Origin of the sequence: Butyrivibrio proteoclasticus (assembly GCF_900115735.1) — a bacterium.
Lineage (GTDB): Bacteria > Bacillota > Clostridia > Lachnospirales > Lachnospiraceae > Butyrivibrio > Butyrivibrio proteoclasticus_B.
Window position 1 is genome coordinate 16,760 of the sequence record NZ_FOXO01000014.1, and the last position, 26,209, is coordinate 42,968.

General features: G+C 39.6%; 17 protein-coding genes and 1 riboswitch. Of the genes, 4 read left to right on the forward strand and 13 right to left on the reverse strand.

All coding sequences use genetic code 11. The features are described 5' to 3' along the window. Positions 1-57: 57 nt before the first annotated feature. Genes addA through BM146_RS09920 form a run of 3 tightly spaced genes read right to left on the reverse strand, consistent with a single transcriptional unit; the run spans position 58 to position 9,464 of the window. A complete protein-coding gene (addA, locus tag BM146_RS09910; RefSeq protein ID WP_074888085.1) occupies positions 58-3,753 on the reverse strand; it encodes a helicase-exonuclease AddAB subunit AddA in 3,696 nt (1,231 codons plus the stop codon). Positions 3,754-3,790: 37 nt separating this feature from the next. Beyond that, entirely contained in the window at positions 3,791-7,402 is a 3,612-nt protein-coding gene (locus BM146_RS09915; protein ID WP_242949381.1) for a PD-(D/E)XK nuclease family protein, read from the reverse strand. Further along, positions 7,332-9,464 (reverse strand): GGDEF domain-containing phosphodiesterase, encoded by a 2,133-nt coding sequence (locus BM146_RS09920; RefSeq protein WP_074888087.1) that lies wholly within the window; start codon positions 9,462-9,464, stop codon positions 7,332-7,334. Before BM146_RS09920 ends, BM146_RS09915 begins: the two co-directional genes overlap by 71 nt. A 178-nt stretch (positions 9,465-9,642) precedes the next feature. Between BM146_RS09920 and BM146_RS09925 the strand changes: the two genes are divergently transcribed. After that, positions 9,643-10,224 carry a TIGR01440 family protein gene (locus BM146_RS09925; protein ID WP_334292729.1) on the forward strand — a complete coding sequence of 194 codons (582 nt, stop codon included), beginning with the start codon at positions 9,643-9,645 and terminating at the stop codon, positions 10,222-10,224. A 79-nt stretch (positions 10,225-10,303) separates the two neighbouring features. Here the strand turns inward: BM146_RS09925 and BM146_RS09930 are convergent, their stop codons facing one another. The 10 genes from BM146_RS09930 to BM146_RS09975 form a co-directional block, all read right to left on the reverse strand. Continuing rightward, positions 10,304-11,482: a phosphoribosylaminoimidazolecarboxamide formyltransferase gene (locus BM146_RS09930; protein ID WP_026663877.1), complete on the reverse strand. Its 1,179-nt coding sequence runs from the start codon at positions 11,480-11,482 to the stop codon at positions 10,304-10,306. 65 nt (positions 11,483-11,547) lie between these two features. Further along, entirely contained in the window at positions 11,548-12,255 is a 708-nt protein-coding gene (locus tag BM146_RS09935; RefSeq protein WP_074888094.1) for an IMP cyclohydrolase, read from the reverse strand. Between the two features lie 72 nt (positions 12,256-12,327). Further along, positions 12,328-12,411, reverse strand: a riboswitch (ZMP/ZTP riboswitch). 213 nt (positions 12,412-12,624) lie between these two features. Further along, complete coding sequence (locus BM146_RS09940) at positions 12,625-14,409, reverse strand: ABC transporter ATP-binding protein (protein WP_074888097.1); 1,785 nt, start codon at positions 14,407-14,409, stop codon at positions 12,625-12,627. Between the two features lie 45 nt (positions 14,410-14,454). Continuing rightward, the gene (locus BM146_RS09945; protein WP_074888100.1) at positions 14,455-16,209 is read right to left on the reverse strand and encodes an ABC transporter ATP-binding protein; all 1,755 of its coding nucleotides are present in this window, start codon (positions 16,207-16,209) and stop codon (positions 14,455-14,457) included. A gap of 349 nt (positions 16,210-16,558) precedes the next feature. Then, entirely contained in the window at positions 16,559-17,647 is a 1,089-nt protein-coding gene (locus tag BM146_RS09950) for an acyltransferase family protein (protein WP_074888245.1), read from the reverse strand. 81 nt (positions 17,648-17,728) lie between these two features. Next, positions 17,729-20,308 (reverse strand): ABC transporter permease, encoded by a 2,580-nt coding sequence (locus tag BM146_RS09955; protein ID WP_074888103.1) that lies wholly within the window; start codon positions 20,306-20,308, stop codon positions 17,729-17,731. After that, a complete protein-coding gene (locus tag BM146_RS09960; RefSeq protein ID WP_074888106.1) occupies positions 20,305-21,000 on the reverse strand; it encodes an ABC transporter ATP-binding protein in 696 nt (231 codons plus the stop codon). Before BM146_RS09960 ends, BM146_RS09955 begins: the two co-directional genes overlap by 4 nt. Positions 21,001-21,104: 104 nt before the next feature. Beyond that, positions 21,105-22,139 carry a sensor histidine kinase gene (locus BM146_RS09965; protein ID WP_242949382.1) on the reverse strand — a complete coding sequence of 345 codons (1,035 nt, stop codon included), beginning with the start codon at positions 22,137-22,139 and terminating at the stop codon, positions 21,105-21,107. Positions 22,140-22,154: 15 nt separating this feature from the next. After that, positions 22,155-22,871 (reverse strand): response regulator transcription factor, encoded by a 717-nt coding sequence (locus BM146_RS09970; RefSeq protein WP_330391814.1) that lies wholly within the window; start codon positions 22,869-22,871, stop codon positions 22,155-22,157. Between the two features lie 51 nt (positions 22,872-22,922). Further along, positions 22,923-23,720, reverse strand: a complete 798-nt coding sequence (locus BM146_RS09975; RefSeq protein ID WP_074888108.1) for a DUF4097 family beta strand repeat-containing protein — start codon at positions 23,718-23,720, stop codon at positions 22,923-22,925. Between the two features lie 332 nt (positions 23,721-24,052). On the opposite strand from BM146_RS09975, the gene BM146_RS09980 reads away from it, so the two are divergent. The 3 genes from BM146_RS09980 to BM146_RS09990 all read left to right on the forward strand — a co-directional run bounded on the left by BM146_RS09980 (position 24,053) and on the right by BM146_RS09990 (position 26,185). Beyond that, complete coding sequence (locus BM146_RS09980) at positions 24,053-24,547, forward strand: hypothetical protein (protein WP_074888111.1); 495 nt, start codon at positions 24,053-24,055, stop codon at positions 24,545-24,547. Beyond that, a complete protein-coding gene (locus tag BM146_RS09985; RefSeq protein ID WP_074888114.1) occupies positions 24,547-25,554 on the forward strand; it encodes a DUF6765 family protein in 1,008 nt (335 codons plus the stop codon). The genes BM146_RS09980 and BM146_RS09985 overlap by 1 nt, the downstream gene beginning before the upstream one ends. A 97-nt stretch (positions 25,555-25,651) precedes the next feature. Further along, positions 25,652-26,185 carry a hypothetical protein gene (locus BM146_RS09990; RefSeq protein WP_074888116.1) on the forward strand — a complete coding sequence of 178 codons (534 nt, stop codon included), beginning with the start codon at positions 25,652-25,654 and terminating at the stop codon, positions 26,183-26,185. The last annotated feature ends 24 nt before the right edge of the window (positions 26,186-26,209 follow it).

The window sequence follows — 26,209 nt, forward strand, 5'->3', positions numbered from 1 at the left end:
TTTGCAATTCATATTTAACGCTTCATGCGTCGTTTTGTCAATAGCATCCTGCCTTTATCAAAGCCTGATTTCTTTTCCCATAGCAAAAGAATAAATAAATACTTCTTTTACCTTCAAATTAGTCGATGCCTCAATAGCTCTTTTATAATAATCAAGCTGCACTTTATATCTTGAAACAAGCTCAGTATCACTCTTGACGTGATCAGTCTTATAATCAAGCAGCACTATCTCACCATCTTCGATAAAGAAAGCATCAATGATTCCCTGAATAAGCACCATTTCCCCATCCGGGAACTTTGCATCAAGCTCTTTTGAAGGAATTCCCATCATAAATGGCTTTTCTCTCATAAGATTGCCATTTCTGAAAGCACCTCCCATTCTCTTTCCAATATCCGTCTTTAGAAAAGCGGCAATATCGCCGGGCTTGATCGTCTTTAAATACTCAGTTGGAATCACTGACAGCTTTTCTTTTTGCAATAGCCATTCTTTTACCTCATCCGCAATCTCATCCTTAGTTTTGGCAAAAAGACCTTCATCCCCATAGATAGGCTCATCTAAAAGCTCCATTACTCTATGGTATGCAGTGCCTCGTTCTGCACCTGAAAGCACGTCTGAAGAACCTTTAATTTCAGGCTTTTCTTCGTGATCTTCATAACTTATCTCTTTTGTGAACACCTCGCCTTCCTCATGAAGCTTTTTACTCTTTAATTCTGTTACTGTGGTTTTTGTGAAAAGACCTCTTAAATCTTCATGAGCATATTTGGCATTAAACTTGTTTTTTAGTTTCTCAGATAACTGCTCATCAAAGCAAGCTTCAATATCACCCTTTAAATTTTCAAGCCTCATAACCCCTTTTAAGTTTTCTTTTCCCAGGGCTTCTGAAAGCTCCGTATCATTCATGCTTTTAAACTCAAAGGCAATATCCGCAGCATCCTTATCCACAAATGGAATCAGATTTTCTTTTGCAATCCCCATTTTATCCAGCAATTTTTCAACACCGGGGTGTCGGATGGCAGATGGCAATATGAGATCAATATAACTATCAGCAGAAGTTCTCATGGAATACGGCAAAAGAACGTTACCTGCTATTACAGGTGCATTTCTTATCACAGCCTCTATCTTGTCATGCAGGCTCTTGGCAGTAGCCGTCATAATAAGTTTTTCCTTGGCTCTTGTAAGCGCTACATACAATACTCTAAGTTCTTCTCCCAGGCTGTCTTTTTCCATCTTGTCTGCGATAACTACACGTTTTAGAGTATCATATCGCACTCTGAGTTCAGTATTTATGCACTTAACGCCTATTCCAAGATCTATATCCGCAATCAGGTCACCCTTTGTATCCATCTTATTAAACTTTTTGGATAGCCCCGCAACAAAAACCACGGGAAATTCCAGTCCCTTACTTTTGTGGATACTCATGATTCTAACTACATCCGCATTTTCATCAATGATTCCGGCCTCACCATAATCCACCATAGCAATTTTGAGGTGCTCAATATATCTGATAAAGTGGAAAAGTCCTTTAAAGCTTGACTTTTCAAAGCTCAGCGCCCTTGAAAGAAGCTGATCAAGATTAGCCTTTCTCTGGCTTCCTGAAGGGAGCGCTGCCACATAAGTCTCATAACCTGTCTTTCTTATGATGTATTGAAGGAGCTCATGAACAGGCGTGTATACGGACATCTCTCTTAGTTCCTGCAGAAAATCCGTAAATCCTGAGAGCTTTTTATATTTTTCCCTGTCCTTATTTACAAGTCCAATAAGTCCATGATAAAAAGAGTCATCAAAAGAGCTGTTTTCATCTGCATCAATAGCTATTCTATACTCCGAAAGTTCTTCATCAGTAAAACCTCCTATAGGAGAGTGCATCACACCTACAAGTGGAATATCCTGAAGTGGATTATCGATTATAGTCAGAACATTCAGCATGGTACTGATTTCACCGGTCTCAAAATACCCGCTTTTAGATTCGATATAAGCAGGTATCCCCTGTTCTTCCAGTATATTCTTAAACACATCATCCCAACCGGCATTACTTCTTAAAAGAATAACTATATCCTTAAACTTTAGACTGGGATCAGCTTTCATAAGCTCTTTGATGCGGATTGAAATAGCAAGGGCCTCTTTTTCCTTAGGATCATATGATTCTATATCAACTTCAGGGTTGGTGGCATCTGCTGTGGGCTCCAGATCTATCATGATAAGTTCCGGAGACATATCAAAAGATGGCAAGTCATACTCCGCGCCGGTCACAAGTTCAGCGTCCTTGTCATATTCTACTCCTCCAAGATCATTTCCCATTATCTTTTTAAAGATATAGTTTGTGATCTCAAGAACTTCTTTTCTGCTTCTAAAGTTTTTGTGAAGGTCAATCCTTCGCTCAATTGAAGAAGGATCTTTAGAATAGGTTCCAAGCTTCTCCATAAAGATCTCAGGTCTGGCAAGTCTGAACTTGTAAATACTCTGCTTTACATCACCAACCATAAAGCGCTCTGATTTTGCAACATCATCACCTGAAATGGATTTCAATATGAGCTCTTGAACATTATTCGAATCCTGATACTCATCAATCAGAACTTCTCTGTAAAAATCTCTGTATTCAAGTGCTACAGCAGATGGCGTATCCCCCGGATGGTCAACTAAAATCTGCAGCGCAAAATGCTCCATATCAGAAAAGTCGATAAGCTGCTTTTCTCTCTTTATGTCATCAAAGCGCTTTTTAAACTCTTTCGTCAGCCTGCACAGTTCTCTGACTGCTCTGTCACAGAGCTTCATCTGCTCAACTATTACATCTGCAGTAAGAGCCAGATAATTCTCTGTCAGTTTCTTTATCTCATCCTTAACACCGTTTCTTAATTTCTGAACATACTCTTTTTTATCAGGAGACACGGAATCGTCCTTTTTCCCTGGAAGTCTGCCAAAAGAAATCCCGCGAACCCTGTCAAACAGCTCATTGTAGGTATCATACTGAAAAGCCGCATAAATACTGTCTTTTTCCTGTTCCAGCAGATCACCATACATATATGGTCCATCTGCCTCCTCACAGATTTTTATAGCTGTCAGGAGTTTGTCTGCTGACTCCTTTAATGAGCTTTTAATATATAAAACACAATCCCTGACCCATGGAAGCTCTTCAAAGTTTTCCCCTTCAATCGAATAATCTCCTGCTCTTTCATCAAGCCAGTCCTCAGGCCATGGCATACTCTCAGAAAATCGATAGAGTTGGTAGATATATTCTTCAACTTTTTTGTCATTGCTTCCTGTCCCGAAATAATTCATACAGTAAACAAAATCTTCGTTCTGCCCTTCCTTTGCCAGAGTATATTCTTCCTCTAAAAGCGTCTGCATGACATCTTCCATAAGGAGCTTTAGTTCTCCTTCGTCTCCTACTCTGAAAGAAGGATCAAGACCTATATGATTAAAATTGTTTCTGATAACATACTGACAAAAAGAATCAATGGTTGTTATCTGGGCATTATGAATAAGCGTCTCCTGTTTTTGGAGATGTTTATTATCCGGCTCTTCTTCCAGTTTCTTTTGAATAGCCAGTGTTATTTTTTCTTTCATTTGTGAAGCCGCAGCCTTAGTAAAAGTAACAACCAAAAGATGATCTATATCAACATCGCTGCTGATCATCTGTATGATTCTCTCTACCAGTACGGCAGTTTTTCCTGAACCTGCTGCAGCCGAGACCAAAATATTAGATTTTCTAGCTTCTATAACGGCCTGCTGTTCTTCTGTAAATGTGACTCCCATTTATCCAACCTTCTAATTTCAAATATTAAATCAACATTTAATTATTCTGATTTCTTATGAGTTCCATAGCCTCATCACTTTTTATATCAAGTTCTCTCATCGAATAGCCTGATATTTTCTCATCATATCCACAAATAGACCTGTAAGAGCAATAAGTACATGAAGTCCTGTCACCCATTTCATAAGGATTAACCTTAATCTCACCCTGAAGTATCCTGTTTCCAAACTCTTTTATCTTGGAATCCACAAATTTTGAAATAGCTTCATAGTCATTGAGTGTCACAGTTGTTGACCTTGCTGACACTGATCCATCCTTTTTAAGCTCAACAGGAATGACATCAGACTTACCGTTTAACCCTTCATCTAAAAGATTTATGACATCCATATTTTCATTGACCAGCCCAGTCGTTCTAAGCTTATCTTTTATGGCATTATTGATATCATCCGGTTGTAAATCTTCTTTTCCATCTGCCAATGGATCGTCAACGTGATAATACAGCACTGCTGCCGGAACTGTATCTTTTCCACCGTGTTTTTTCTTAACCGCTGCGGTTGCAACATTCATATACATCACAAGCTGAAGCTGAAGCCCGTAGTAAAGCGCTGCCACATTAAACTTGTGTCCACTTGATTTAAAATCTATAACCTTCACATACACATGGTCAGAGTCCTCACATAAATCGATTCGGTCAATACGTCCATGCAATTTCATGCTGGTAAGGATATTATTTTTTTCATCCTCAGAGAGAGTTACATTTATCTCATCAATATTACCGGCATCTCTAAAATCCATCTCTACATATGCAGGCTCAAAGTGCCCTTTAGAAATCTGATATTTCAAAGTGTCCACAGTTCTTGTAAGAATCCTCTTTATGCGTTCTGTCATGTACTGATTACGGGCACTGCTCATAAGTATTGTTTCACCATAACCGGTGATACATTCTGTTAAAATACGATTTAATAATTCATCAGACTCTTCTTTTGTGATGTCCTGCCATTTCTTTTGACCTTTCATGATCTCATGGGTGTATTTTTCCAACACTTCATGGAATACATTTCCAAGATCTGCCGCATTAAATTCATATTCTTTTCTCTCTTCAAGCCTAAGTCCATACTTAAGAAAATGTGCATAGCAACAACTTGCAAACTGTTCAAGTCGACTCACGGAATTTTCAAGATTGGCTCCATATAAAGACAAAGCAATCATTCTTGAAAGCGGCTTATCTTCATAGTGTTTGAAGGCAGCCTCTGTAATCCTGTTAAGAATCCTGCTGTTTTCCACATCTATCTGCCCCAGCGTCTTATAAAGAGTTATAAAGTTTTCTTTCTCTCTGTCTTCAAGAATTCCGAGTGCATACTTTCTCAACATTTCAGAAATCTTGTCCAAACTGTCATCCGCGGTCACAAGCTGATCCTCAAAGCTTCCATCCTCAGGCTTTTCCACAGTCATGCTTGGGAACATCTGAAGAAGTTTTGGCACCAGGTATGCGGGACGAAGTGACTTTCCGTCAGCACCAAGCTCCGCATATGATAAAAAGAGCCTGTCTGTCGGTTTGGTGAGGTTCATGTACAGATAAAGCCTCTGTATATACATCTGCTGCCTTGGAGTCGGTGCAAGTTCTACACCTGTATCAAGTTCAAGCAGATATTGCCTGTCGATGTCCGAGAGAATTCCTCCTGTACCTGCTCCTGACGGTATATATCCGTCATTAACTCCAAGTAAAAAGAGAACCTTAACCTCTCTAAGCCTTGTTCTTTCGATATCTCCAACAATTATTCTGTCGACATCCTGAGGGATGGTGCCAACTTCAATCTCAGAAAATCCGGCACTTAAGATGTCCCTATATTCAGAGATATCAATTTCATCATCGCCAAGAAGCTCATCGATCTGCTTTAGAAGATTTAGTATCTTGTCGTAGATCTGCTCATATTCTCTTGCTTTCTTTTCATTGCCAAGTGATCTGAACTTTTCCTTATAGTTATCGAGTTTTTCCTTGCAATTTTCAGTTTCTATTACTTGTATAAGAGCCCTGGTTATATCGGATACTTTACCTTTCTTATTCTCAAACAAAGGTTTAAGGCAAAGACTTATCTGCTCACGCATTCCTTCGAGCTTTTCAAGTAAGAGAAGCTCTTTCTCCGAGTCTTTGTCCTTGGAGGAAGACTTGAATTTCTTGGGCATATGCCTAAGGAACCTGTCTTCCCACTGTTTTCTTCCCTTGATTCCAAGTGCTCTGACATAATTTTCCAAAAGATCTGTATCTTCAGCAGAAAAAGATGTCATTCCACTCCTCATATAGTGGAATACATCCTCATACCTGTACCCTGAAATAACAATATTTATAGCACTGGTTATATATTCAATAAAAGGATTCAAAAGCAAGCTGCTATTCTTATCGATGTAAATTGGGATATTAAACTTTTCCGCTTCGGTCTCGAGAATATCACTATAATTATCAAGACCGCCGCAGACAAGTGCCATATCTCTGTAAGCATAGCCATTCTCTCTTATGAGGTCTGAGATTTTTATCAGAGTCTGTCTAACCTCCTCAAAAGGCGTACTTGCCTGATAAATTGATATAACATCCTGCTCTTCTTCATATTTTAGCTTGTTATATCTAAAGAGATTCTGCTCCAAAAACGCCAGTGGTTTGTTATTCTCAAGTCTCTTCACGGGGCTTTCCTTTATGAAAATATCCCCATTTTCACCTACAGACATTTCCTGGTTTCTAACATTTCTCCATGCATCAAAACTCATATTCCCCGGGTATTCAAGTTTTTCAAGGTCAAGTACTGTCTTTTTTGAGAGCATAAAGAGCTCCTGCTCCTCAAAAGTTCCTTCATAAGGGTCACTAAGAGGACTGATTGTAAGAGAAACCACAACTTCGCTTGCCACATCCATAAGTGTTTTGATAACCCTGTACTGTATTGGCGTAAATCCGGTAAAACCATCAAAGACTATAACGCTATTCTTCATAAGTCCGGATTTTGGAATCGCTCTGCACAAAACGTCAAGAGTCTCCTCGGCAGTAATATACTTACCATCGATGTATTTCAAAAACTCACTGTAGAGAAGCCTCAAATCCTTGATTTTGGAATTAAGTGCACCTTTAGAAGAGCTCTTTTCCTCAAGAAGAGAAAGAGCTTCATCTGAAATGCCATATTGCATAAACTCAGAGATAGTTGATTTTACCTCATCAATATAACCGGGCTTATGCATGTTTTTTCCTATAATCGGGAGTTTCGCTCCAAGAATATCTGCGACGCGCCGTAAAACAAGGCTTTTTCCCAGATCATCAAGCACAGAAAAAGAGCTTATGGAAAGCTCTTCAAATATCCTGTGTGAAAGCCTTCCAAAGCTCAGTACATCTATATTCATTATAGCGTGAGAAGGATGCATTTTTACTACATCCTTCTGTGTCTGCATCGTAAACTGATCAGGAACTATTATATAAAAAGATTTCCCCGGTTCCTTGATACTTCTTTTTATTACCTCGTTATATAATCCGGTACTTTTCCCCGAACCGGATGCCCCAAAGCAAAATCTAAGCATACCTATCCACTTTCGATTGGTGTATTTAGTTATATATCCTGTCATCGCTGACATCATCAGCATATCTGCAACAGGATATATACTTCCACCTATCATTATAGTAGAAAGGAAGTATCATGTACATCTGCATTCTTCCATTATCACCGGGAATTGCAGAATGGTAATAATCCACAAGATAATCTCTGTCAACCTTCTTTACTCTTTCAAGAACAGTTGTTATGTCATAAAACTTTCTAAATCTCTCTCTATCCTGTTCATACAGATACATATTTGAATACATCTGAACTGCTTTTACAGCATTTGGCTCTATATCTGCAACTGCAAGCTGATCTGAATTCAGGAATATATTCTCAACTGTTCCATCTTCATCATAAAGATCCACTCTAAAGTACTGATTAAATACATGTGCCATCGCAACCTGAATATTGTCAGATTTCTTGGCTTCGCCGTGCATTGTGATATTTCTTGAGACTATTGCAAAAGCAGCCTTACATCCATGCCTCGAAATGAACCTGATTTTAGTATTAATCACGCTCCCGTTAACAACCATGTCCATTTCAGCTCTCTTATCACTTGACATCTCGGCCTTTTTTGATATTTCCAAAAGTCTTTTTGTCTCGGTGAGATCAACACTCTGATTCCTTTTATTTGCCTCATTCACACTTGATATGCCAAGGCTGCTCAAAAAATTCCTATAAGCATCGTTGGCATAAATAATAATCGGCTTTTCATCAATAATTTCATATAATCCAATAGGAAGGTTATTAATAACCTGCATAGTTTTGGGACGAAGTGGTGTACTCCCAAGGAAATTTATTCCGCCTATATCGTCATAGTACTCATGATAATCAACATCTTCACAGATCTCCAAAGTGCTCTCCTTTGGCCTGTCAAAATCTGCCGCAGCTTTAGGTTTTCCAAAAAAATATCCCTGAATCTTTTCACAACCTATTCGCCTTAAGAACTCATACTGTTCCTGAGTCTCCACACCTTCGGCAAGGGTGTGAATCCCAAGCTCTTTTGCCATGTTTACAATCGTTGCAAGAATAACTCTTGATTTTTTATTTGTCTCAAATTCCCTTATAAAGCTCATGTCTATTTTGAGCATATCAAAATCATAGGATTTAAGGTTGCCGAATGATGAATATCCTGCCCCAAAATCATCCATCCAAACCTGATATCCGGCATCTCTGAATTTCTTTATTTCGCCTCCAAGAAAAGTTGAACCGCTGGCTATTGCACTTTCCGTAACTTCTATGTTAAGAAGCTTTTTGGGAATCCCATACTTTTCTCTGCACTTATCAATTTCTGCCATTATGTCGCACAGTTCAAAATCAAGTCTTGAAAGGTTAACTGAAACCGGCTCCACACAAAAACCACTGTTTATATCATCCCTTAGGTCTGCGCACACCATATCAATGATGTATATATCAAGCTTATGTACCAAATGCACGCTTTCAAGCACTTCCACAAAAATAGCAGGCGATATCATGCCATGCACAGGATCCATCCACCTTGCAAGCGCTTCATATCCGCAAACCTTTCCCGTAAGTGCCCTGACTTCTTTTTGGTAATATACAGTAAAATATCTCTTTTTGAATGCACTCTCAAAATTATCAATTACATACTGCCTTAGTTCATTCTTTTTATTTAGCTCGTCAGAATAGAAATTATTATCCTTGTCATAAACTCTTATAATGTCATCACAAGCAATCTTTGCCCTGTCTATGAACAAAACAGGGTATGCTTCATCGCCACGCACCTTATAAATGCCTGCTTTAATACGCATATTCAGGTTTCTTTCATATTTGCGCGCAGCATTTCTTAATTGATCAAGCTTTTCTATTATTTCATCTTCCTGAAGCTTTTTGGAAAGAATGATGAACTGATCTCCTGTCCTTGCAATAAGCGACTGATCAAAGATTCTCTCTATCTCTGTAGCTATTCCTTCGAGGAACTCATTTCCTCCCAGAAAACCATATCTTTGGTTAAAAGCCTTGAAATTCATTATATTGAGATAAATAACCACAGTAATACCTGATGCAGAATACTCTCCATTTCCTTGAAGGTGATCCAATACACCCGTAAGATTATGGAGCCCTGTCAGATTATCCATATGGCCATATTCATCTAACTTTCCCTGTTCAAATGAACTCATAAAGCACCCCGCATCATACCAAAAAGAGCCAATAATCCCAATTGGCATATATATAAATTGTAACACAGCTAATGTAAACAAAGTGTATTTATAACGTTATTTCAGATTTTTTTTATCATTTAGTTACAATTGCAATTCGCATATGATTGTGTGAAAATTATTAGGATCAAATATAAGTATGACAGGGGTAAAAAACATGAATTTTGAAGATATTACTGCACAAAGCCGTCAGGCCGTAACCGAGATACTTGAAAAAGCACGCCTTAAAGCAGGCGATGTCTTTGTGATAGGATGTTCCTCAAGTGAGATTCTTGGTGACCAGATAGGAACAGCCACAAATCTGGACTCAGCAAATGCAGTGTACGATGGCATTATGCCTGTTTTAAAAGAAAATGGCATATTTGCAGCTGTGCAGTGCTGTGAACACTTAAACAGAGCTCTTGTAATGGAAAGAGCCGCCATGGAAAAATACGGATTTGAACAGGTTAATGCTATCCCTCAGCCAAATCACGCAGGTGGCGCCATGGCAACAGTCAGCTACCAGAGATTTGAGGATCCTGTTCTTGTTGAATCAATATGTGGGAAAGCCGATGCCGGAATCGATATCGGTGGAACCATGATTGGAATGCACATGCATAGCGTTGTAGTTCCTATGAGAATATCGCTCAGAAAAATAGGTGAAGCACCCATCATCTGTGCACGCCACCGTCCTAAATATGTCGGCGGCCAGCGTGCTATCTATGATGAGAACTTAATGTAACATTTTGATATGTACTAAACAAACAGGCTTCTGCTTTTTTTAGCAGAAGCCTGTTTTAATATTATAAAGAATGAGTTTATCAATGATGGAATAAACGAAGACCTGTAAAGGCCATTACCATGTCATGGCTGTTTGCTGCTTCGATAACATTGTCATCACGAACAGATCCGCCAGGCTGAGCAACATATTTTACGCCGCTCTTATATGCTCTCTCGATGTTGTCACCGAATGGGAAGAAAGCATCTGATCCAAGAGCAACATCAGTGTTCTTATCAAGCCATGCTCTCTTTTCAGCCTCTGTAAATACAGGTGGCTTCTCCTTGAAAATGTGTTCCCACTTTCCATCAGCAAGAACATCCATGTAATCAGCACCGATGTAGAGGTCAATAGCATTGTCTCTGTCCGGGCGCTTGATAGTATCAAGGAAAGGCAGGTTAAGAACCTGTGGTGCCTGACGAAGGAACCAGTTATCAGCCTTGGAACCTGCAAGACGTGTGCAGTGAATTCTTGACTGCTGGCCTGCTCCGATACCGATTGCCTGACCACCCTTTACATAGCAAACTGAGTTTGACTGTGTATATTTAAGTGTAATAAGAGCGATAATAAGATCAATCTTAGCTGACTCAGGAAGCTCTTTGTTATCTGTAACAATGTTTTTGAGCATTTCTTCATTGATCTCGATGAAGTTATGTCCCTGCTCAAAAGTAACACCAAATACCTGCTTTTTCTCGATCTCTTCAGGTACATAGTTCTCATCAATCTTGATAACAGCGTAGTTGCCGTTCTTTTTTGCCTTAAGGATCTCAAGAGCTTCATCTGTATAGCCGGGAGCAATGATTCCATCTGATACTTCTCTTTTTACAAGTCTTGCCGTATCAGCATCACAAACATCAGAAAGTGAGATAAAATCTCCAAATGAAGACATTCTGTCAGCTCCGCGGGCTCTTGCATAAGCATTGGCAAGAGGGCTAAGCTCTCCAAGGTCTTCTACCCAGTAGATCTTCTTTTCAATATCTGTAAGTGGAGTTCCAACTGCAGCACCTGCAGGGGAAACATGCTTAAATGAAGTTGCTGCAGGAAGTCCTGTTGCTTTCTTAAGTTCCGATACAAGCTGCCATCCGTTGAGGGCATCAAGAAGGTTAATATATCCAGGCCTTCCGTTTAATACCTCGATAGGAAGGTCACTGCCGTTCTCCATATATACACGTGATGGCTTCTGATTTGGGTTACATCCATATTTAAGCTGAATTTCGTTCATGAGATTCTCCTTTTTATTAATTACATTTTCATTTATCAGCCACAGCTCATTCAAGCCTAGCAAAATCAGGCATTCTTATTGATAATGCGTGTCTCATACTTGCCTGTCGCAATTTCAATATATCTTGTGAAAAGAGATACCTTATTATCTGCATTAAGTGCATTCCATACATTATTTGTAAATGTATCAATATCTCCTGCGATATTTACTCTTGTTGGCTCTCCTTCAAAGCTTGGAAGAGGATTTCCATCCTGCATGTATGTGTGGATGAAGTATCCTTCGCCTGCCTTTGGGTTGTCATATGTATATGTGAATCTCAGGCACTGGCTTGGATCGCCGTTGTTGCTCTTTAAGATAGACATAGCAAAATCATATTTGCCGTTCTCAACATTCATAAGACCTGAAATTCTAGGTGTGTAGTTAGGAGCATCAGGCTCAAACTCTCTGGTTCTGAGTGACTCTTCAAAAGTCTTTCCTTCCTTCATAAGGTCATAAACTGTATCAGTCTGATCACCATTAGTCACAATAGTAGAATTTCCAAGAACACGAACAGGTGCGTAAATGATAAGGCTTGGATCTTCCATCTTTGATGGATCAAAAGCCTGTGTTCTGATGCCTTCTCCATCTTCTACAAATACACGGTTCCTTGAGTTTTCACTTCTTCCCATAATGAAATATGCGCATACTGCATACTTTCCATCCTCAGAAGTACCAATAACAATGCCTCTTCCAGGGTATGAAGTGCTTCCAATCTCTTTCTGTAAATCTATCATATTGTCTCCTCTCTAGGGGGAATTGCTCCGGATCCGGATGATACACAAAAGAAAAGCCTGAGCAATCCTTAACTTGATTGCCCAGGCGGTCGACTTAATAATATTATCCATACTCCCATGTGGTTACCCACTTATCCGCCAGTTGTATGGACAAGATAAACATACACTTTTTGAGTCCAAATTTCAAGATGGCATTTTGACTAAAAATGTGTTCTATTGTTACTGTTCAGACAGAAATGCGCACTAAGCTGCGCATTTCGTGAGAACTTGATACGGGAGTGAGCGCATTCCATCGACGAAGTCGATTTGGAATGAATGCGCGAAGTGGTTACTGGAGCGAGCTGTATGCGAGTGAACAGTAACGTTCTATTATGATGCACTCACAAACTGCGATGCATACAGGTTGTAATAGGCTCCTTTTTTTGCCATAAGGCTCTCATGATCACCCCACTCAAGAATTCCGCCATCATCGATAAAGAATATTCTGTCTGCATTCTTTATGGTTGAAAGCCTGTGAGCTACAACAAATGAGGTTCTCTTTTTCAAAAGTTCTTCAATTCCTCTCTGAACCAATATTTCCGTTTTGGTATCGATATTTGAGGTTGCCTCGTCAAGTATGAGAATCTTAGGATCTGTCAAAAGAGTTCTCGCAAAAGCAATAAGCTGCCTCTGTCCGTTTGACAATCCTCCGCCTCTTTCTGTAATCACAGTATCATAGCCATTTTCCATCTTTTCAATGAAATCATGGGCATGTACAGCCTTTGCTGCAGCGATCATCTCCTCGTCAGTAGCATCCGTTTTTCCGTACTTGATGTTATCCCTTATAGTACCTGAAAACAGATAATTATCCTGAGTCATGATACCAAGCTGACTTCTGAGGGACTGTATAGTAACCTTGCTGATGTCTTTCCCATCAACAAGTACCCGCCCGCTCTTGGTATTGTAGAATCTGCTGATAAGGCTCACTATCGTTGTCTTACCTGCACCGGTAGGGCCGACCAGTGCTATTGTCTCACCCTTTTTAGCCTTAAAGCTTACATCTTTTAATATGTCCACATCAGGCTCATCGGGATATGCAAAGGTAACATGGTCAAACTCCACATTTCCCTGAATTTCTGGCATATCCTCTGCCTCCTCACCATTTTTCACAAGAGGCTCCATATCCATGATCTCGTAAACACGCTCAGCTGATGCAATGTTTGTGATCAGCTTATTGTAATAGTTTGCAAGATTTCTTATAGGGTTAAAAAACATTCCAAGGTACAGAACGTACGCTGACAAAGTACCTATGGACTCTGCAGTAACTCCAAGTTTTGTCACTGCAAGATAGTAAAGAGTGGCTGTCCCAAGTCCACCTGCTATTTCAATAGTTGGACTGTACAGGTCTGCAATGACAACTGCCCTTCTGAAGGCATGTATCACCTCATCAACAATATCTCCAAACTCCCTGTTGGCTTCATCTTCAGCGTTAAAGCTCTGTATAACTGACACACCTTCGATTCCCTCATGGATAAAGGCTGTCATGTTAGAGTCCTTCTTCTTCCACATCTGCCATCTCTTATGAGCAAGAATCTCACAAAAATATAACCCGAAGAGAATGATCGGAACTGCTACTGCCGCTGACAGGGAAAGCACCGGGCTCTTTACGATCATTATCACAAGGATCACTATAAGGCTTACTGCTTCCGGAGCAAGAGTTGTTATAGTGCTTGAAAGAACCTCTTTTAGTGCATTGACATCACCTGTGACCCTTGCAAGGATCTTACCTGAGGGCCTCTGGTCAAAAAAGTCAACTCCAAGCTCCTGAATGTGGATATAGAGCTTTCTTCTGATGTTCAGGATCATATCATTTGAAATATCAGCCATGATCCGCCTCCATACCCTGGTTGCAAAATAGCTGATAATCGCAAGTCCTATCATGATACCAGCCATTATAAACAGGCCTCTCACATTCCCGTTTACTATCTCATCATCTATTATTTTTTCTATCAAAAGTGGATAAACCGTCGATATCGCTACTGTCAAAAGAATAAGCAGCGTAACTGCCACGATCTTTCCTCTGTACTGCAGGAGATTTGCAAAAAGCCTCTTAAGAACATCGACCTTTATGCTCTCCTTCAATTCTTCATCTTCTCTGGTGCTGTTTATAGCCATTTATAACACCTCCCTATGCCTATCCAATGTTGCCAGGTAAAAGAATTACTGCCCTGAAGCCATGGCTCTTCTATAGTCGCCGTATTGAGCTTCATATGTGCTGTAATAGAGGCCTTTTTGAGCCAAAAGCTCAGCGTGTGTGCCCCTCTCTTTTACCATTCCGTTTTCCAAAACAATGATCTCATCGGCATCTTTAACTGATGAAATTCTGTGACCGATGATGATCTTACTCATATCTCTATTATCTTTAAGCTCCTTCTGAATAGCTGCCTCCGTTTCCATATCAAGGGCAGATGTGGAATCATCAAGGATAAGAAGATCAGCTTTTTTAGCAAGAGCCCTCGCAATAGAAAGTCTCTGCTTTTGTCCGCCGGAAAGGCCAATTCCCCTCTCGCCGATAACTGCATCATAACCATCTGTGATCTTTTCCACAAATTCCTTGGCATGGGCGCTTTTTATGGCGCGCCTTACAGTCAGTTCATCCATTGTATCCTTGCTTCCGAGCCTCACATTTTCAGTAATAGTATCGGAGAAAAGAAATACATCCTGCGTAACCACTGATGAAAATGCTCTTATATCAGCCATTGTCATATCCTTTATGTCTTTTCCATTGATCCTGACAGCGCCTTTTGAAGTGTCATAGAACCTCTCGATAAGATTAACTATCGTGCTCTTTCCGGCTCCGGTAGCTCCCATGATTCCAAGAGTCTTTCCCTTCTTAATGGTAAAAGAAATATCTTTAAGGATTTTCTTTCCTTCCATCTCGAAACTCACATTGTCAAAAGCGATTTCTCCGGCTCTACTTGTGCTTTCCACGTCTGGCACGCTTTCCTCACCGCATGCATCCATTGGAGCGTCTGTTATTTCAGGCTTTGTAGACATAACCTTTTCAATCTTTTTGTATCCCGCAAGTCCCTGAGAAACAAGTGACAACATCCACCCAAGATTCTCTATTGGCCATACGATGCTGATAGAATATGATACAAAAGCCACAAGGGTACCATATGTGATGCTGCCCTTAATAGCCGCATATCCTCCAATTGCTACCACGAAGGTCTGCATGATCTTTGGAATCATTCCAAGAAGAGGATCCGTGTCCGCAAGATCTGTAGCAAACTTTTTGTTGGAATCTGCATATTCAAGATTCTTTTCATCAAACTTCTTAAGCTCACTGCTCTCAGCAGAGAAAGCCTTTACTGTTCTTACTCCCGATATATTCTCTTCAACCACCTTGGTAAGAGCAGCATTCTTTTCGCTGATATCGTCATAATCCTTGTTAAGCTGTTTTTCCAGATGAAGGGCTATGTAAGCAAGCGGCGGCATGAATACAAGCGGAACTATACTGAGCTTCCAGTTAAGTGACACCATGCAGATGATGACTCCAAAGAAATAAATGGTCGCCTCTGTCATGAGCATTCCAACAAAACCTGTAAGATCCCATACTGAGCCGGCATCATCCTTAACTCTTGCCATAAGTTCGCCGGTATTATTTTTGTCAAAATATCCCTTGTGAAGTGAAAAGATATGTTTCATCATATCCTTTCTAAGGCCTGATGCCACACGGCATCCCGACATGTCACACAAAAACTCTTTAACAAACTGGAAAGCTGCCCTTCCAAGACCTGCTGCCACATACAGGAGAATATCTCTCCTGAATATATCCATATTTCTTCCCACAATTACATCGTCCACCATGGAAAGTGTTATAAACGGTACGAGAATATCCACCAAAGTACTGCATACAAGGCATATGCCCCCAAGTGTATATCTCCACCAGTTTCTTAAAATATACTTTTTCATATAAATCACATCCTTTTGCGCTATGCGCTGTTGCAAAAACTAGTTGTCCAAAAAGAAAAACGATAGGAAATCCCATGGAGATCCTACCGTTTCTTACACCCAAGACTGGCGCCATTATCTTTGTGCATAAAAAAGCGCGATCTCCATTTGCGGAAACCGCGCTGATAATACATTCGAGTATACTTACATCAAGCAAACTCCAGCGAGGTAACCACACTATTCCTATTAACTAAATTATTAAGTCTAACTCTGATAATCATTATTGTGTTTACCTCCTTTCGTAATTTTATCGACTATAAATACATTATTATGATTGACCGAACTTGTCAATAAAAAAATATCGTAAACACTATTTCTTTTTAATTCCAAGTACTGCCCACCTGAAAAAGGGGATCCTTGAGATGATCTCATATAGTCCATAGCCAAATGCAAAACCAGCGACAAGGCTAAGCATATAACATGCTAATGGGGGCAATAACCTGTTCTTGGCAAATATAAATGCCATGGATGAAATTCCCAAATAATGGAAAACATAGAGGCCAAAACTCTTTTTACTCATCCAGGTCAAAAAGCTGTTTGTAAAATCTAAGTATCTCGCCATACCTGATAACACTGCCAATGAACCAAAGTACGCACAGGCTGCAAAAAGCGGCCCTCTGTTTATAGGGACATCAGCGTAATTTTTACCCTTTTGCACCAAAAAGTACAAAACCGAGAAACTTATGCACAAAAGAAATCCAAAGATCATAAATCCCCAGGTATATTTCTTAAGCTTCTCCATTACTTCATCGTTTGAAAAAACAAAGTAACCCAGCATGAAGAATGCAAAATAAAACCCGAATCTGTAAACCACAACAATAGGTGTATTAAGAATCTGTGCTGCTCCCCAAACAGGCAGGTATAGAAGGATCACCATCCAAATGGGAGTTTTAGCCCCAAGCTCAAGAAGCCTGTTTTTTTCGATCTTCCTCAATAGAATTAGTACCATGCTATATAACCAGAGAAGATGCATAAACCACAACACACCACTTCCTGATGCAACCATTATCAGGAAAATCACGGGCTTTGGCACTCCCATGGCAGGCAGATCCTGAAAAGCTGTCCCTAAGCTAATGTTTATGTATCCTTGAATGAACTGGAATGCAAAAAGTCCAATAGTCGAAGGCACCAGTAATTTCAGGGTTCTGGCGCTAATAAAGTCCTTGTCACTATGTTTATCAAGATATATCCTGCTGCTTATCCCTGCCACAATGAATAAAAGTGGCATAAACCAAGGATACACAAAATATTGAAAAATATCGTAATATTGTACATTTAGGTTCGTGATTTTTCCAACTCCGCCAACGATTCCTTCTGCGTTATACATATATAGAACATGATATAAAACAACGATCACTACAGTAATCCATCTGATATTATCAAGATAATGCCTGCGCATTTTTTTGCTCCTTTCATATCCTATTATCATAATACCGAATATAAAAGGAGCAGTAAATGTTTTCACTTATTTTATATTACTTTACACTGAATCCTCTTTTAGTGCTTCTATGATATTGTCATCCTTGATCTTATTAACGCTAAGAGCCATGCTGATTCCAAGTATTCCAAATACTGCAGCTATCACGATCATATACATAAGCCAGTCCAGATCAAATGTAAAAAGATTGCTCTCAAATACGTTATACATCAATAGGCTGAGCACGATAGATGCCGGGATTCCGAACATGAGTGCCTTTATGCCATAGAGCATTGTCTCAAGTCTTATCATCTTTTTAAAACCGCCACTTGAAAGGCCTACTGACTTGTACATAGCAAACTCCTTTCTCCTAAGGAGCACTCCCGTTGATATGGTGTTTACAATATTTGCTATGGCAATGAGCGTCAAAAGCGCAGTGAACCCATACATTGCAGTCTTAAGCATCAAAGTGACCGTATCCATTACCATGGCTGTATCGGTCAGGTCAGAACAATAGTAATTGTGATATCCCTCACCCTCAAACATTTGGTATATTCTGTCGTAAACTTCCCTGTGATCAGTCGTTTCAACTCCCAGATCTACAACCAGTTTTTCCTCAGGAAGCACCTCTTTTGCATTGGAAAAATACATTGATGCCGGTACATAGACAGCTATATTGGTCTTAGGAACCAGATCGTAAACCTTATTGTCGGCATCATATTTCACAAAAGCTTGTATTTCCACAGCCGGCGGATACCCCTGTGTCTTATCATAGTGTACGCTCTGTCCCAAAATTTCATCATTAAACACTTCGCTTGGTTTCTTTTCGTGGAAATAGTCATTGAGCAGCACGCCTTTCACAGTATCCTGATAATAGTCATCCCGCTCAAGTCCGTTGTCAGCAAGTATCTTATCAAATTCCTGATCATCAATTGCCAAGACAAACATTCCCACCAATTCAAGTTTTGAAAACTCAGGCAAAAGAAACTTCGGGTCAGCAATTTCTGTATTGGCAAGTTCTGTCTTAGAATCAGGGCCTTTTTTGAAAAGAAACTGAATCATACTGACACTGTACACATCTTCAACACCTTCCATATCTTTCAGGGCGCTTCTCAGTTTATCCGCCTCAGATAATGAACAAGACGCTACTATCTGATACGGAATCTGGAATTCAAATTTATTAGCTCTTTCAATTGATTTGCAAAAGAAATTAATAACCAGGAACAGGATAACCGACACTGCTATAGTTACAGTGATAACCTTCCCTTTTACGCCATTTCTTTTTATATTCTTGTAGGCAAGTTCTCCCTCATATCCAAAGATTCTCCTTATAAGAGGGTTTACCTTGAGCTTTCTTGCCTTAACTTTAATAACGTTGTTCTGCCTGAGCGCATCTATTGGCATGACTTTTGCAGCCCTTATCGCCGGGACAAAAGTTGAGATCATTATTGTTATCGCTGCAAAAAATACAATTGCTGCCAAAACACTGATGTCACAAACTATAGGTATTCCACCACTCATTCCCTTGGCAGCAAACAGCATATCCGACTCAATGATCTTTTCACCAAGAATATCAAGTGTTATTTTAGTTCCTATATATCCCAGCAAAAGCCCCAAAGGGATGCCTACAAATCCCAGGACTAGTCCCTCATAATAAATCGAAAATCTCTTTTGCCTTGCTGTAGCACCCACACTTGCAAGCATTCCCAGATAGCGCATTCTCTCTGTCAATGACATTCCGATAGAATTGAAGATAAGAATAACCGAAGTTGCAATTACAATTGCAAGTGCTATGCCCATCATTACAAAAAAAGATCTGTAAGTTCCGGCACTTCCTTCAAATGAAAAAACGCTCAGCAAATACTCTGTGTTCAGGTTGTATTTTTTAATTCCATAATCCGAAACAATGCTCTTAAGCTGCTTTATTGCAGTGGTGTTGCATTTTTTTAGCTGAATGAACACCTGCGCTTTTTCAGTATCAGGATAAAAATCACTGTCCAGGCCACGAAGTATATCCCAGTCTTTTGTTGGCATATTCCCATGAAGGATTGCTGTTACTGTACATGTCTCGGTTGAAAGCGTCTCAAACCTCTCATTTGAGCGATAATTCCCACCCAGATAAAGAAAACCTTCAAGTTCATCATTTATATATCTATAGCCCTGTTCAAAAGTAAGTGAATCCCCTATTTTCAAGTTTTCAAGGCCATTATCTATAAGGAACTGCTCCTCCACAGCTATTTCCGAAGAATTCTTTGGAAGAGTGCCCTCATAATCAGTTACAACCGCCATAGAGAGATAGTTTTCATCAGCATGCTGGATATTTCCCACTCTGAATCTGTACTCTTTATCATTTATGAGCCTTATTCCGCTCTGTTCTTTTTCCATCTCACAAACGCCTGCTATGGCAATTCTTTTATCCTGAGATAGAGAGGAAAACTGCTCGTAGCTTACCTCGTCAAACTCGGCATGTACATTTCCGTCAGAGCGAACGGCTATGGTTCCAAAAAACTTAAAAAAAGAGAACACTCCAAGGATTATAGCGCTGATAAGTGCTGTGGATGTAGCTATCCCAAGCACAGTTACAATAGTTCTTTTCCTGTTTCCAAGAAGGTGCTTCAAGGTGAGTTTTGATACAATATTCATGATGCCATCACCCCTTCTTTCTTGGAATCACGGATAATCTGACCATCTTCAATTGTTATAACTCTGTCTGCAGAAAGAGCTATCTTTTCATCATGAGTAATGATTATAACAGTCTGATTGTTCTCTTTATTGAATTTGCGCAAAAGAGATATGATTTCCCTGCTATTTTCTGAATCAAGGTTTCCTGTTGGCTCATCGGCAAGAAGCAGTGCCGGATGATTCATAAGTGCTCGTCCTATGGAAACTCTCTGCTGCTGTCCTCCTGAAAGCTGACCGGGAAGGTGCGATAATCTGTCCTTAAGTCCAAGCTTTTCCACAAGATCTTTTAAAAGCTTCTTATCAGGCTTTTTGCCATCAAGCAAAATTGGGAGCGTCATGTTTTCTTCCACATTCAGTATTGGAATAAGATTGTAAAACTGATATATAAGTCCTATGTTTCTCCTTCTGAAAATAGCAAGTTTTGTCTCATCTAGCTTTCCAATATCTGTTCCTGCTATGTTGACAACACCTGAGGATGGTACATCAACTCCTCCTAAAATATGCAAAAGCGTTGACTTGCCGGAGCCTGAAGGCCCTACAATCGCCACGAATTCCCCTTGCTCTATATCAAAAGAAACGTCTTTAAGGGCATCGACTCTCGTTTCTCCATTTCCATATACTTTGCAAAGGTTTCTGATTTCCAAAATATTCATTTTTCTTTTGTCTCCCTTCTCAAACAAACTCTATTTTTTATCTGAGAACAGATTAAAACTCCAGTATTACTGCCTTGTGACTATTTCATTACAAAATTGTCACATTAGATAATTGTCTTATAAAATCTCACATTGAACTTAGTTCCCTTGCCAGGGGTGCTAGCCACCAGAATATCACCATGTTGACTGTTTATGATGGTTCTCGAAAGTGCAAGTCCTATACCTACGCTGTCCTTGCAGGCATTTTTTCCTTTGTAGAAGCGCTCAAATATATGGGGCAGGTCTTCCTCTGCAATTCCACAGCCGGTATCTTCTATTACTATTTCAGTAAATATATTGGTCTCATTTGTAAAAGCCTGTAGTTTCCCACCATCTTCCATATGTTCGATACAGTTTTTTACTATGTTCTGTATAGCTTCTACAGTCCAGTTCTTATCGCATTTTAGCAAAACATTCGTTATATTCGTGCTATATCTGATATTCCTTAGATCCATCTGAATCCCGAAAGGTTTTATCGCTTCCCTCATCAAGTCATCTGCTCTGACCTCTTCCGTTTTCATCTCTATTGTTCCAGCATCAATCTTGGATAGCTTTAAAAGAGTCTGTATAAGCCAGTTCATCCTGTCAAGCTGATTGGACTGGGTCTGCAAAAACTCCATGCGCTTGTCTTTATCATCCTCTGTCTTTAAGAGATCGTTCATTACTATCATGGATGTTAGTGGTGTTTTAAGCTGGTGACTGATGTCTGCAATAGCATTTGCAAGTGCCATCTTATCTTTTGTTAAAAGATCTTTCTGATACTGCAATGTAGAGGTTGCCTTATAGATATTGGTCTTAAGAAGAGAAAGCTCACCCTCTTCCTGATCAAGGATATTGGGCGCTTCTAAGCCTGCAAGAACCTTTTCAAGATATGAACTAAGAGAAGAAATTGCTTCATATCTCTTTTTCGTGGTCATAATAAAGATCACCGTCAATGATCCGCCCAATAAAATTGACATAATAAATGCGGGTATACCGCATAGCGCATATCCGCATATAGAAATGGCCATAGTTATAACAATCGCTATACTAACCATCATTCTGAATTCTTTGTTTTTTAGCATACCAATCCCTCTGTCTTCAAGTCTTCTAAGCTGCATTGATCAGTTGTTTTGCTACTTAACTATCTTTCTACAATATATCCCATGCCCCTTATCGTTTTTGATCTGCGGGTTTGAAGGGTCCTTTTCTATTTTATCCCTGAGTCTTTTTATGTAAACCGTAAGAGTGTTGTCATTAACAAAGTCTCCGTTGACATCCCACATGTCTTCAAGGAGCTTTCCTCTCGTCATAACATTTCCTCTGTTATTATAAAAGGCAAGGAGCAGTCTATATTCCAAAGCCGTAAGTTCTACCATATTTTCTTTTCCTGTAGTTTCACTAACTATGCCAACCTTGGCTTCAGAAGTATGGATACGCACATCCTGTATTTCCAAAATACCATCATTGCTAGCAGATTCTGCGTCTCTGTTTCTGCCGCTTCGCCTGAGGACTGTCTTTATTCTGGCCATGAGTTCACTTATTCTAAAAGGTTTACACACATAGTCATCTGCTCCCATTTCGAGTCCCATGACAACATTGACCTCTGCATCAATTGCTGTAAGAAAAATTACGGGAACATCTTCTTTTTCCTTTATAAACCTGCAGACATCATATCCGTTTCCATCCGGAAGGTTAATGTCCAATATGCACAGGTCATAGGTACCGACTTCGAAAGACTGTATGGCCTGCATCTTATTTTTTACATAAACGACCTCATAACCCTCTTTTTCCAAAGAGTACTTAAGCCCCATTCCTATAGCAACATCATCTTCAAGTAATAATAATCTCATACAAACCTCGCAAAACTTCCTCATTTTTTCAGCTTAAACCTACATGTTCATTTAACGCGAATATGTCTCTCCATGTGATTGTCCATTCACAGAGACAACTCCCATTGTTGTATAGAGCTTACCCTTCCAGTTTTCTTCACAATTTACGTATATGTCACCCATTGAATTATTTATCCTTAAATTCTCAAAGTTTCCATCAATGGTTACATTACCCATAGAATTGTTCCATTTTACTTCATTTACTGATGAAGTACTGATATTTACGTTTCCCATTGCTGCGGCACCATCAACAAGCTTCGCAGTAACATAATCAAACTTCACATCTCCCATGGAGTTTTTGATACTTACCTTTTCAAATGTGCTGTCACTTACTGTAACATTGCCCATTAGGGCATCGACATTCAAATCCTTTCCGGTAATACCATCTATTTTAATATCCCCCATTCCACTATCTAATCTTACCATATTAAACCAAATATCATCAGGAACTGTGATAGTCAGAAAAGCTTCTCTACCATCTTCATTGGAAATACCCATTACTCTTTTTCCTCTCACTATCAAAGAGCTATCTTTAATTTCGTAATCCGGTACAAGTTTCTCAGGATAACAATACTTCAACTTAAATTTATCACCTTTTTCCAAATACACATCGCCGAAGGACACATCCAGATCAAGCCTGGAAAAACTCTCAAACTCTTTTTCATAGCACACTATCTGACCATACTTATCATCAGGAAAAGGTATTACCTTCTGGCTTTCTTTTGAGAACAAACTACTTACTGACCCACACCCTGTAAAGCTGACAGTAGCTAATGCCGCAATAATGATTACAGTTACAATTTTTTGCATACTATTATTTCCTCCTCAAATTAGTCCATAAACTCATGACACCTTAAAGCTGCCTTCTTAGCTATCATTAATCCATTCTATTTATCCCTTATACATTAGCGAAAAAAACAGACCCTAAACCATTTTCACTGATTTGGGTCTGTTTTACACTTATTCATTATTTAGTCTTACGCTTAGTCTTCTAAGTGTCAAAAGAGCTCCCAGATTCTCTGACGCTATTCTCTTTAATATGCCAACAACATGATATTATTTCTCATTTAATATTATTCTTTCGAAAAAAGGTATAGAATAATAATGACGAAATATTGATAATCACACGAAAGAATGATCCTATGAATGAAAATATAAAAGTTCAACTAAAAAAATATCGTACAAACATTGAAACTGGCGGCATCGTGCTGATAATGTCAGGATTATGGGGACTTCTTAAATTTCTGATGTCTCTTGCAGTCGGCGCACAAACGCTAATGTCCATACTCGATCTATCCAGGGAAGAATATGAACATCTAAGGTTTTTTATTCTCAGCTTCATTTTTATCTCATTTGGAGCCATCCTTTTTTTCCACTTTATCGTAGGTTTAAGTGCCATCAGATATGCCCATGGAAAAAGTTCGAAAACCCGTTTTTTAATCTGGACAATTTTACTGCTTGTTATCAACTTCGTTTGTTTACCTCTGTATTTTTATCCGACAGAAGATTCCGTAGAAGATTCAACAATCGTATCGTTTTTCGTTGATCTGACTTTATGTATATGTCTCTTTGACCTGAATGCTTCAACGATAAAGCTTAGAAAATTGTTAAAAAATATAGAAAGGTCCGGAAAATAATGCAGGAAGATTTTCATTACTATGCCACATATTGCGCAGCTTTCCTTGCAGGTTTCTCCCACGAAGAAAGCCTTGATATATGTTACAGTGCCCAACTGGTCGATCTGTGTTCCGCAACTTTTCTTGCCAGAATAGGTGCTCCTCAGATTGCTGCCACAACTCAGCTGCAGCTTGAAATGATGGAAGCAAGGACAGACCTTTTAGGTCTCCAGAACATCACAAGGATCTGGGCATCATTTCATTTTTTACCCAAAGATCTCTATGCACAAAAGGAAAAGCGCAATAAGCGCTACATGAATAAATACCGGCTAATATGCGGTCCTAACGGCGATTTAGTCGTAGATACTGTCAAGAATGCAAAAGATAATTCTCTTCAGCACATTGGTATTGCCATGCATGTTCTCGCAGACACCTGGGCTCATATGTACTTTGCAGGAACACCTTCTCAGGTCATAAACAATACTGACCGCGACTTCTTTGAAATACTCACTGAAAATGGCTCTGCTATAGAAAAAAGGATTACCTTCAGGCACAGCCCTTCTGCACCTGATGATCTTGAGAAATGCCTCTACACCAACACTCTCCATCAGGGCAATGAGAATTCTGTAATGAACCTCGGACACGGGCGCGCAGGGCATTTCCCCGATTATTCTTTTGCCAGATACAGGTATTACCCTTCCTGGAATGAATACAGGGACGTATACAAAGATAATCCGAAGGACTACATGAACGCATTTCTTCAGATGGTAACTGCAATGAAGTTCCTTGGCGGTAAGATCGATAATTTCGAAAAAGAAGTCTATGACTCCGAAGTCCATGAAAAGTATGGGGACAGGATCATGGAAATCCTTGAAAAAAGGCAGCTAAACGCATGTGAAGACTGGAAAAAATTTGGTGAAGAACTGTCCGGAGAAGAGATTCCCGCCTTCGACCTTGCAAAGTACCAGGGCGAATACATAAAGGCTGATAAAGATGCGAAAAATAACACATTCATAGACTTTTTATAAACGGTGCATTATCTCAAAAAACAATGGTCTCAAACAAGATCTATCAGTCAAAAAATATGCTTGCAGGCTTTTCACGTTTTGAAACGAGGAACAAGTTATGACCTATATGCAGAAATTCAGTGCTATACTTCGTGGGCTTATCACCCTCATCATTGCAGCAGTAATGCTGATCGTTGGGAGTGATTCCTACGTTTTTGTCTTATTGTTTTTAACCTTAAGTCTTTCTATCTCAGGTTTAAAAACTCTCATATACTACTTCACAATGGCAAAATACATGGTCGGTGGCAGACTTGTGCTATATAAGGGGGTCATCTTAGTTGACTTTGCCTTCCTCACGTTTTCTTTTGCCGATATTCCGAAAGTATATATTCTTATCTACCTCGCTTTGGTTCACGCTTTTCAGGGTTTTGTCGAGATTCTGCGAGCCCGGGAAGCCCACCTGTATGGCGAAGAAAGCTGGAGAAAAAATCTTGCCCATGGACTTGTCAGCATTACTTTGGCTGTCTGCTGCATCGTTTTCGTAAGAAATCAGAGCACTGCAGTCATCATTTACAGTCTTGGCCTTATGTACACTGCTATCACTTACATTGCCGCAGGATTTAAGAAGACCACTTTAGTATATATTCAGTAGTAATTATTTCTGCGCTCCAATTTA

Bases quoted from the DNA above. Each gene is read 5' to 3' on its own strand.
- addA (WP_074888085.1), bottom strand. From the start codon at position 3,753: ATGGGAGTCACATTTACAGAAGAACAGCAGGCCGTTATAGAAGCTAGA.
- BM146_RS09915 (WP_242949381.1), bottom strand. From the start codon at position 7,402: ATGATAGGTGGAAGTATATATCCTGTTGCAGATATGCTGATGATGTCA.
- BM146_RS09920 (WP_074888087.1), bottom strand. From the start codon at position 9,464: ATGAGTTCATTTGAACAGGGAAAGTTAGATGAATATGGCCATATGGAT.
- BM146_RS09925 (WP_334292729.1), top strand. From the start codon at position 9,643: ATGACAGGGGTAAAAAACATGAATTTTGAAGATATTACTGCACAAAGC.
- BM146_RS09930 (WP_026663877.1), bottom strand. From the start codon at position 11,482: ATGAACGAAATTCAGCTTAAATATGGATGTAACCCAAATCAGAAGCCA.
- BM146_RS09935 (WP_074888094.1), bottom strand. From the start codon at position 12,255: ATGATAGATTTACAGAAAGAGATTGGAAGCACTTCATACCCTGGAAGA.
- BM146_RS09940 (WP_074888097.1), bottom strand. From the start codon at position 14,409: ATGGCTATAAACAGCACCAGAGAAGATGAAGAATTGAAGGAGAGCATA.
- BM146_RS09945 (WP_074888100.1), bottom strand. From the start codon at position 16,209: ATGAAAAAGTATATTTTAAGAAACTGGTGGAGATATACACTTGGGGGC.
- BM146_RS09950 (WP_074888245.1), bottom strand. From the start codon at position 17,647: ATGCGCAGGCATTATCTTGATAATATCAGATGGATTACTGTAGTGATC.
- BM146_RS09955 (WP_074888103.1), bottom strand. From the start codon at position 20,308: ATGAATATTGTATCAAAACTCACCTTGAAGCACCTTCTTGGAAACAGG.
- BM146_RS09960 (WP_074888106.1), bottom strand. From the start codon at position 21,000: ATGAATATTTTGGAAATCAGAAACCTTTGCAAAGTATATGGAAATGGA.
- BM146_RS09965 (WP_242949382.1), bottom strand. From the start codon at position 22,139: ATGCAGCTTAGAAGACTTGAAGACAGAGGGATTGGTATGCTAAAAAAC.
- BM146_RS09970 (WP_330391814.1), bottom strand. From the start codon at position 22,871: ATGAGATTATTATTACTTGAAGATGATGTTGCTATAGGAATGGGGCTT.
- BM146_RS09975 (WP_074888108.1), bottom strand. From the start codon at position 23,720: ATGCAAAAAATTGTAACTGTAATCATTATTGCGGCATTAGCTACTGTC.
- BM146_RS09980 (WP_074888111.1), top strand. From the start codon at position 24,053: ATGAATGAAAATATAAAAGTTCAACTAAAAAAATATCGTACAAACATT.
- BM146_RS09985 (WP_074888114.1), top strand. From the start codon at position 24,547: ATGCAGGAAGATTTTCATTACTATGCCACATATTGCGCAGCTTTCCTT.
- BM146_RS09990 (WP_074888116.1), top strand. From the start codon at position 25,652: ATGACCTATATGCAGAAATTCAGTGCTATACTTCGTGGGCTTATCACC.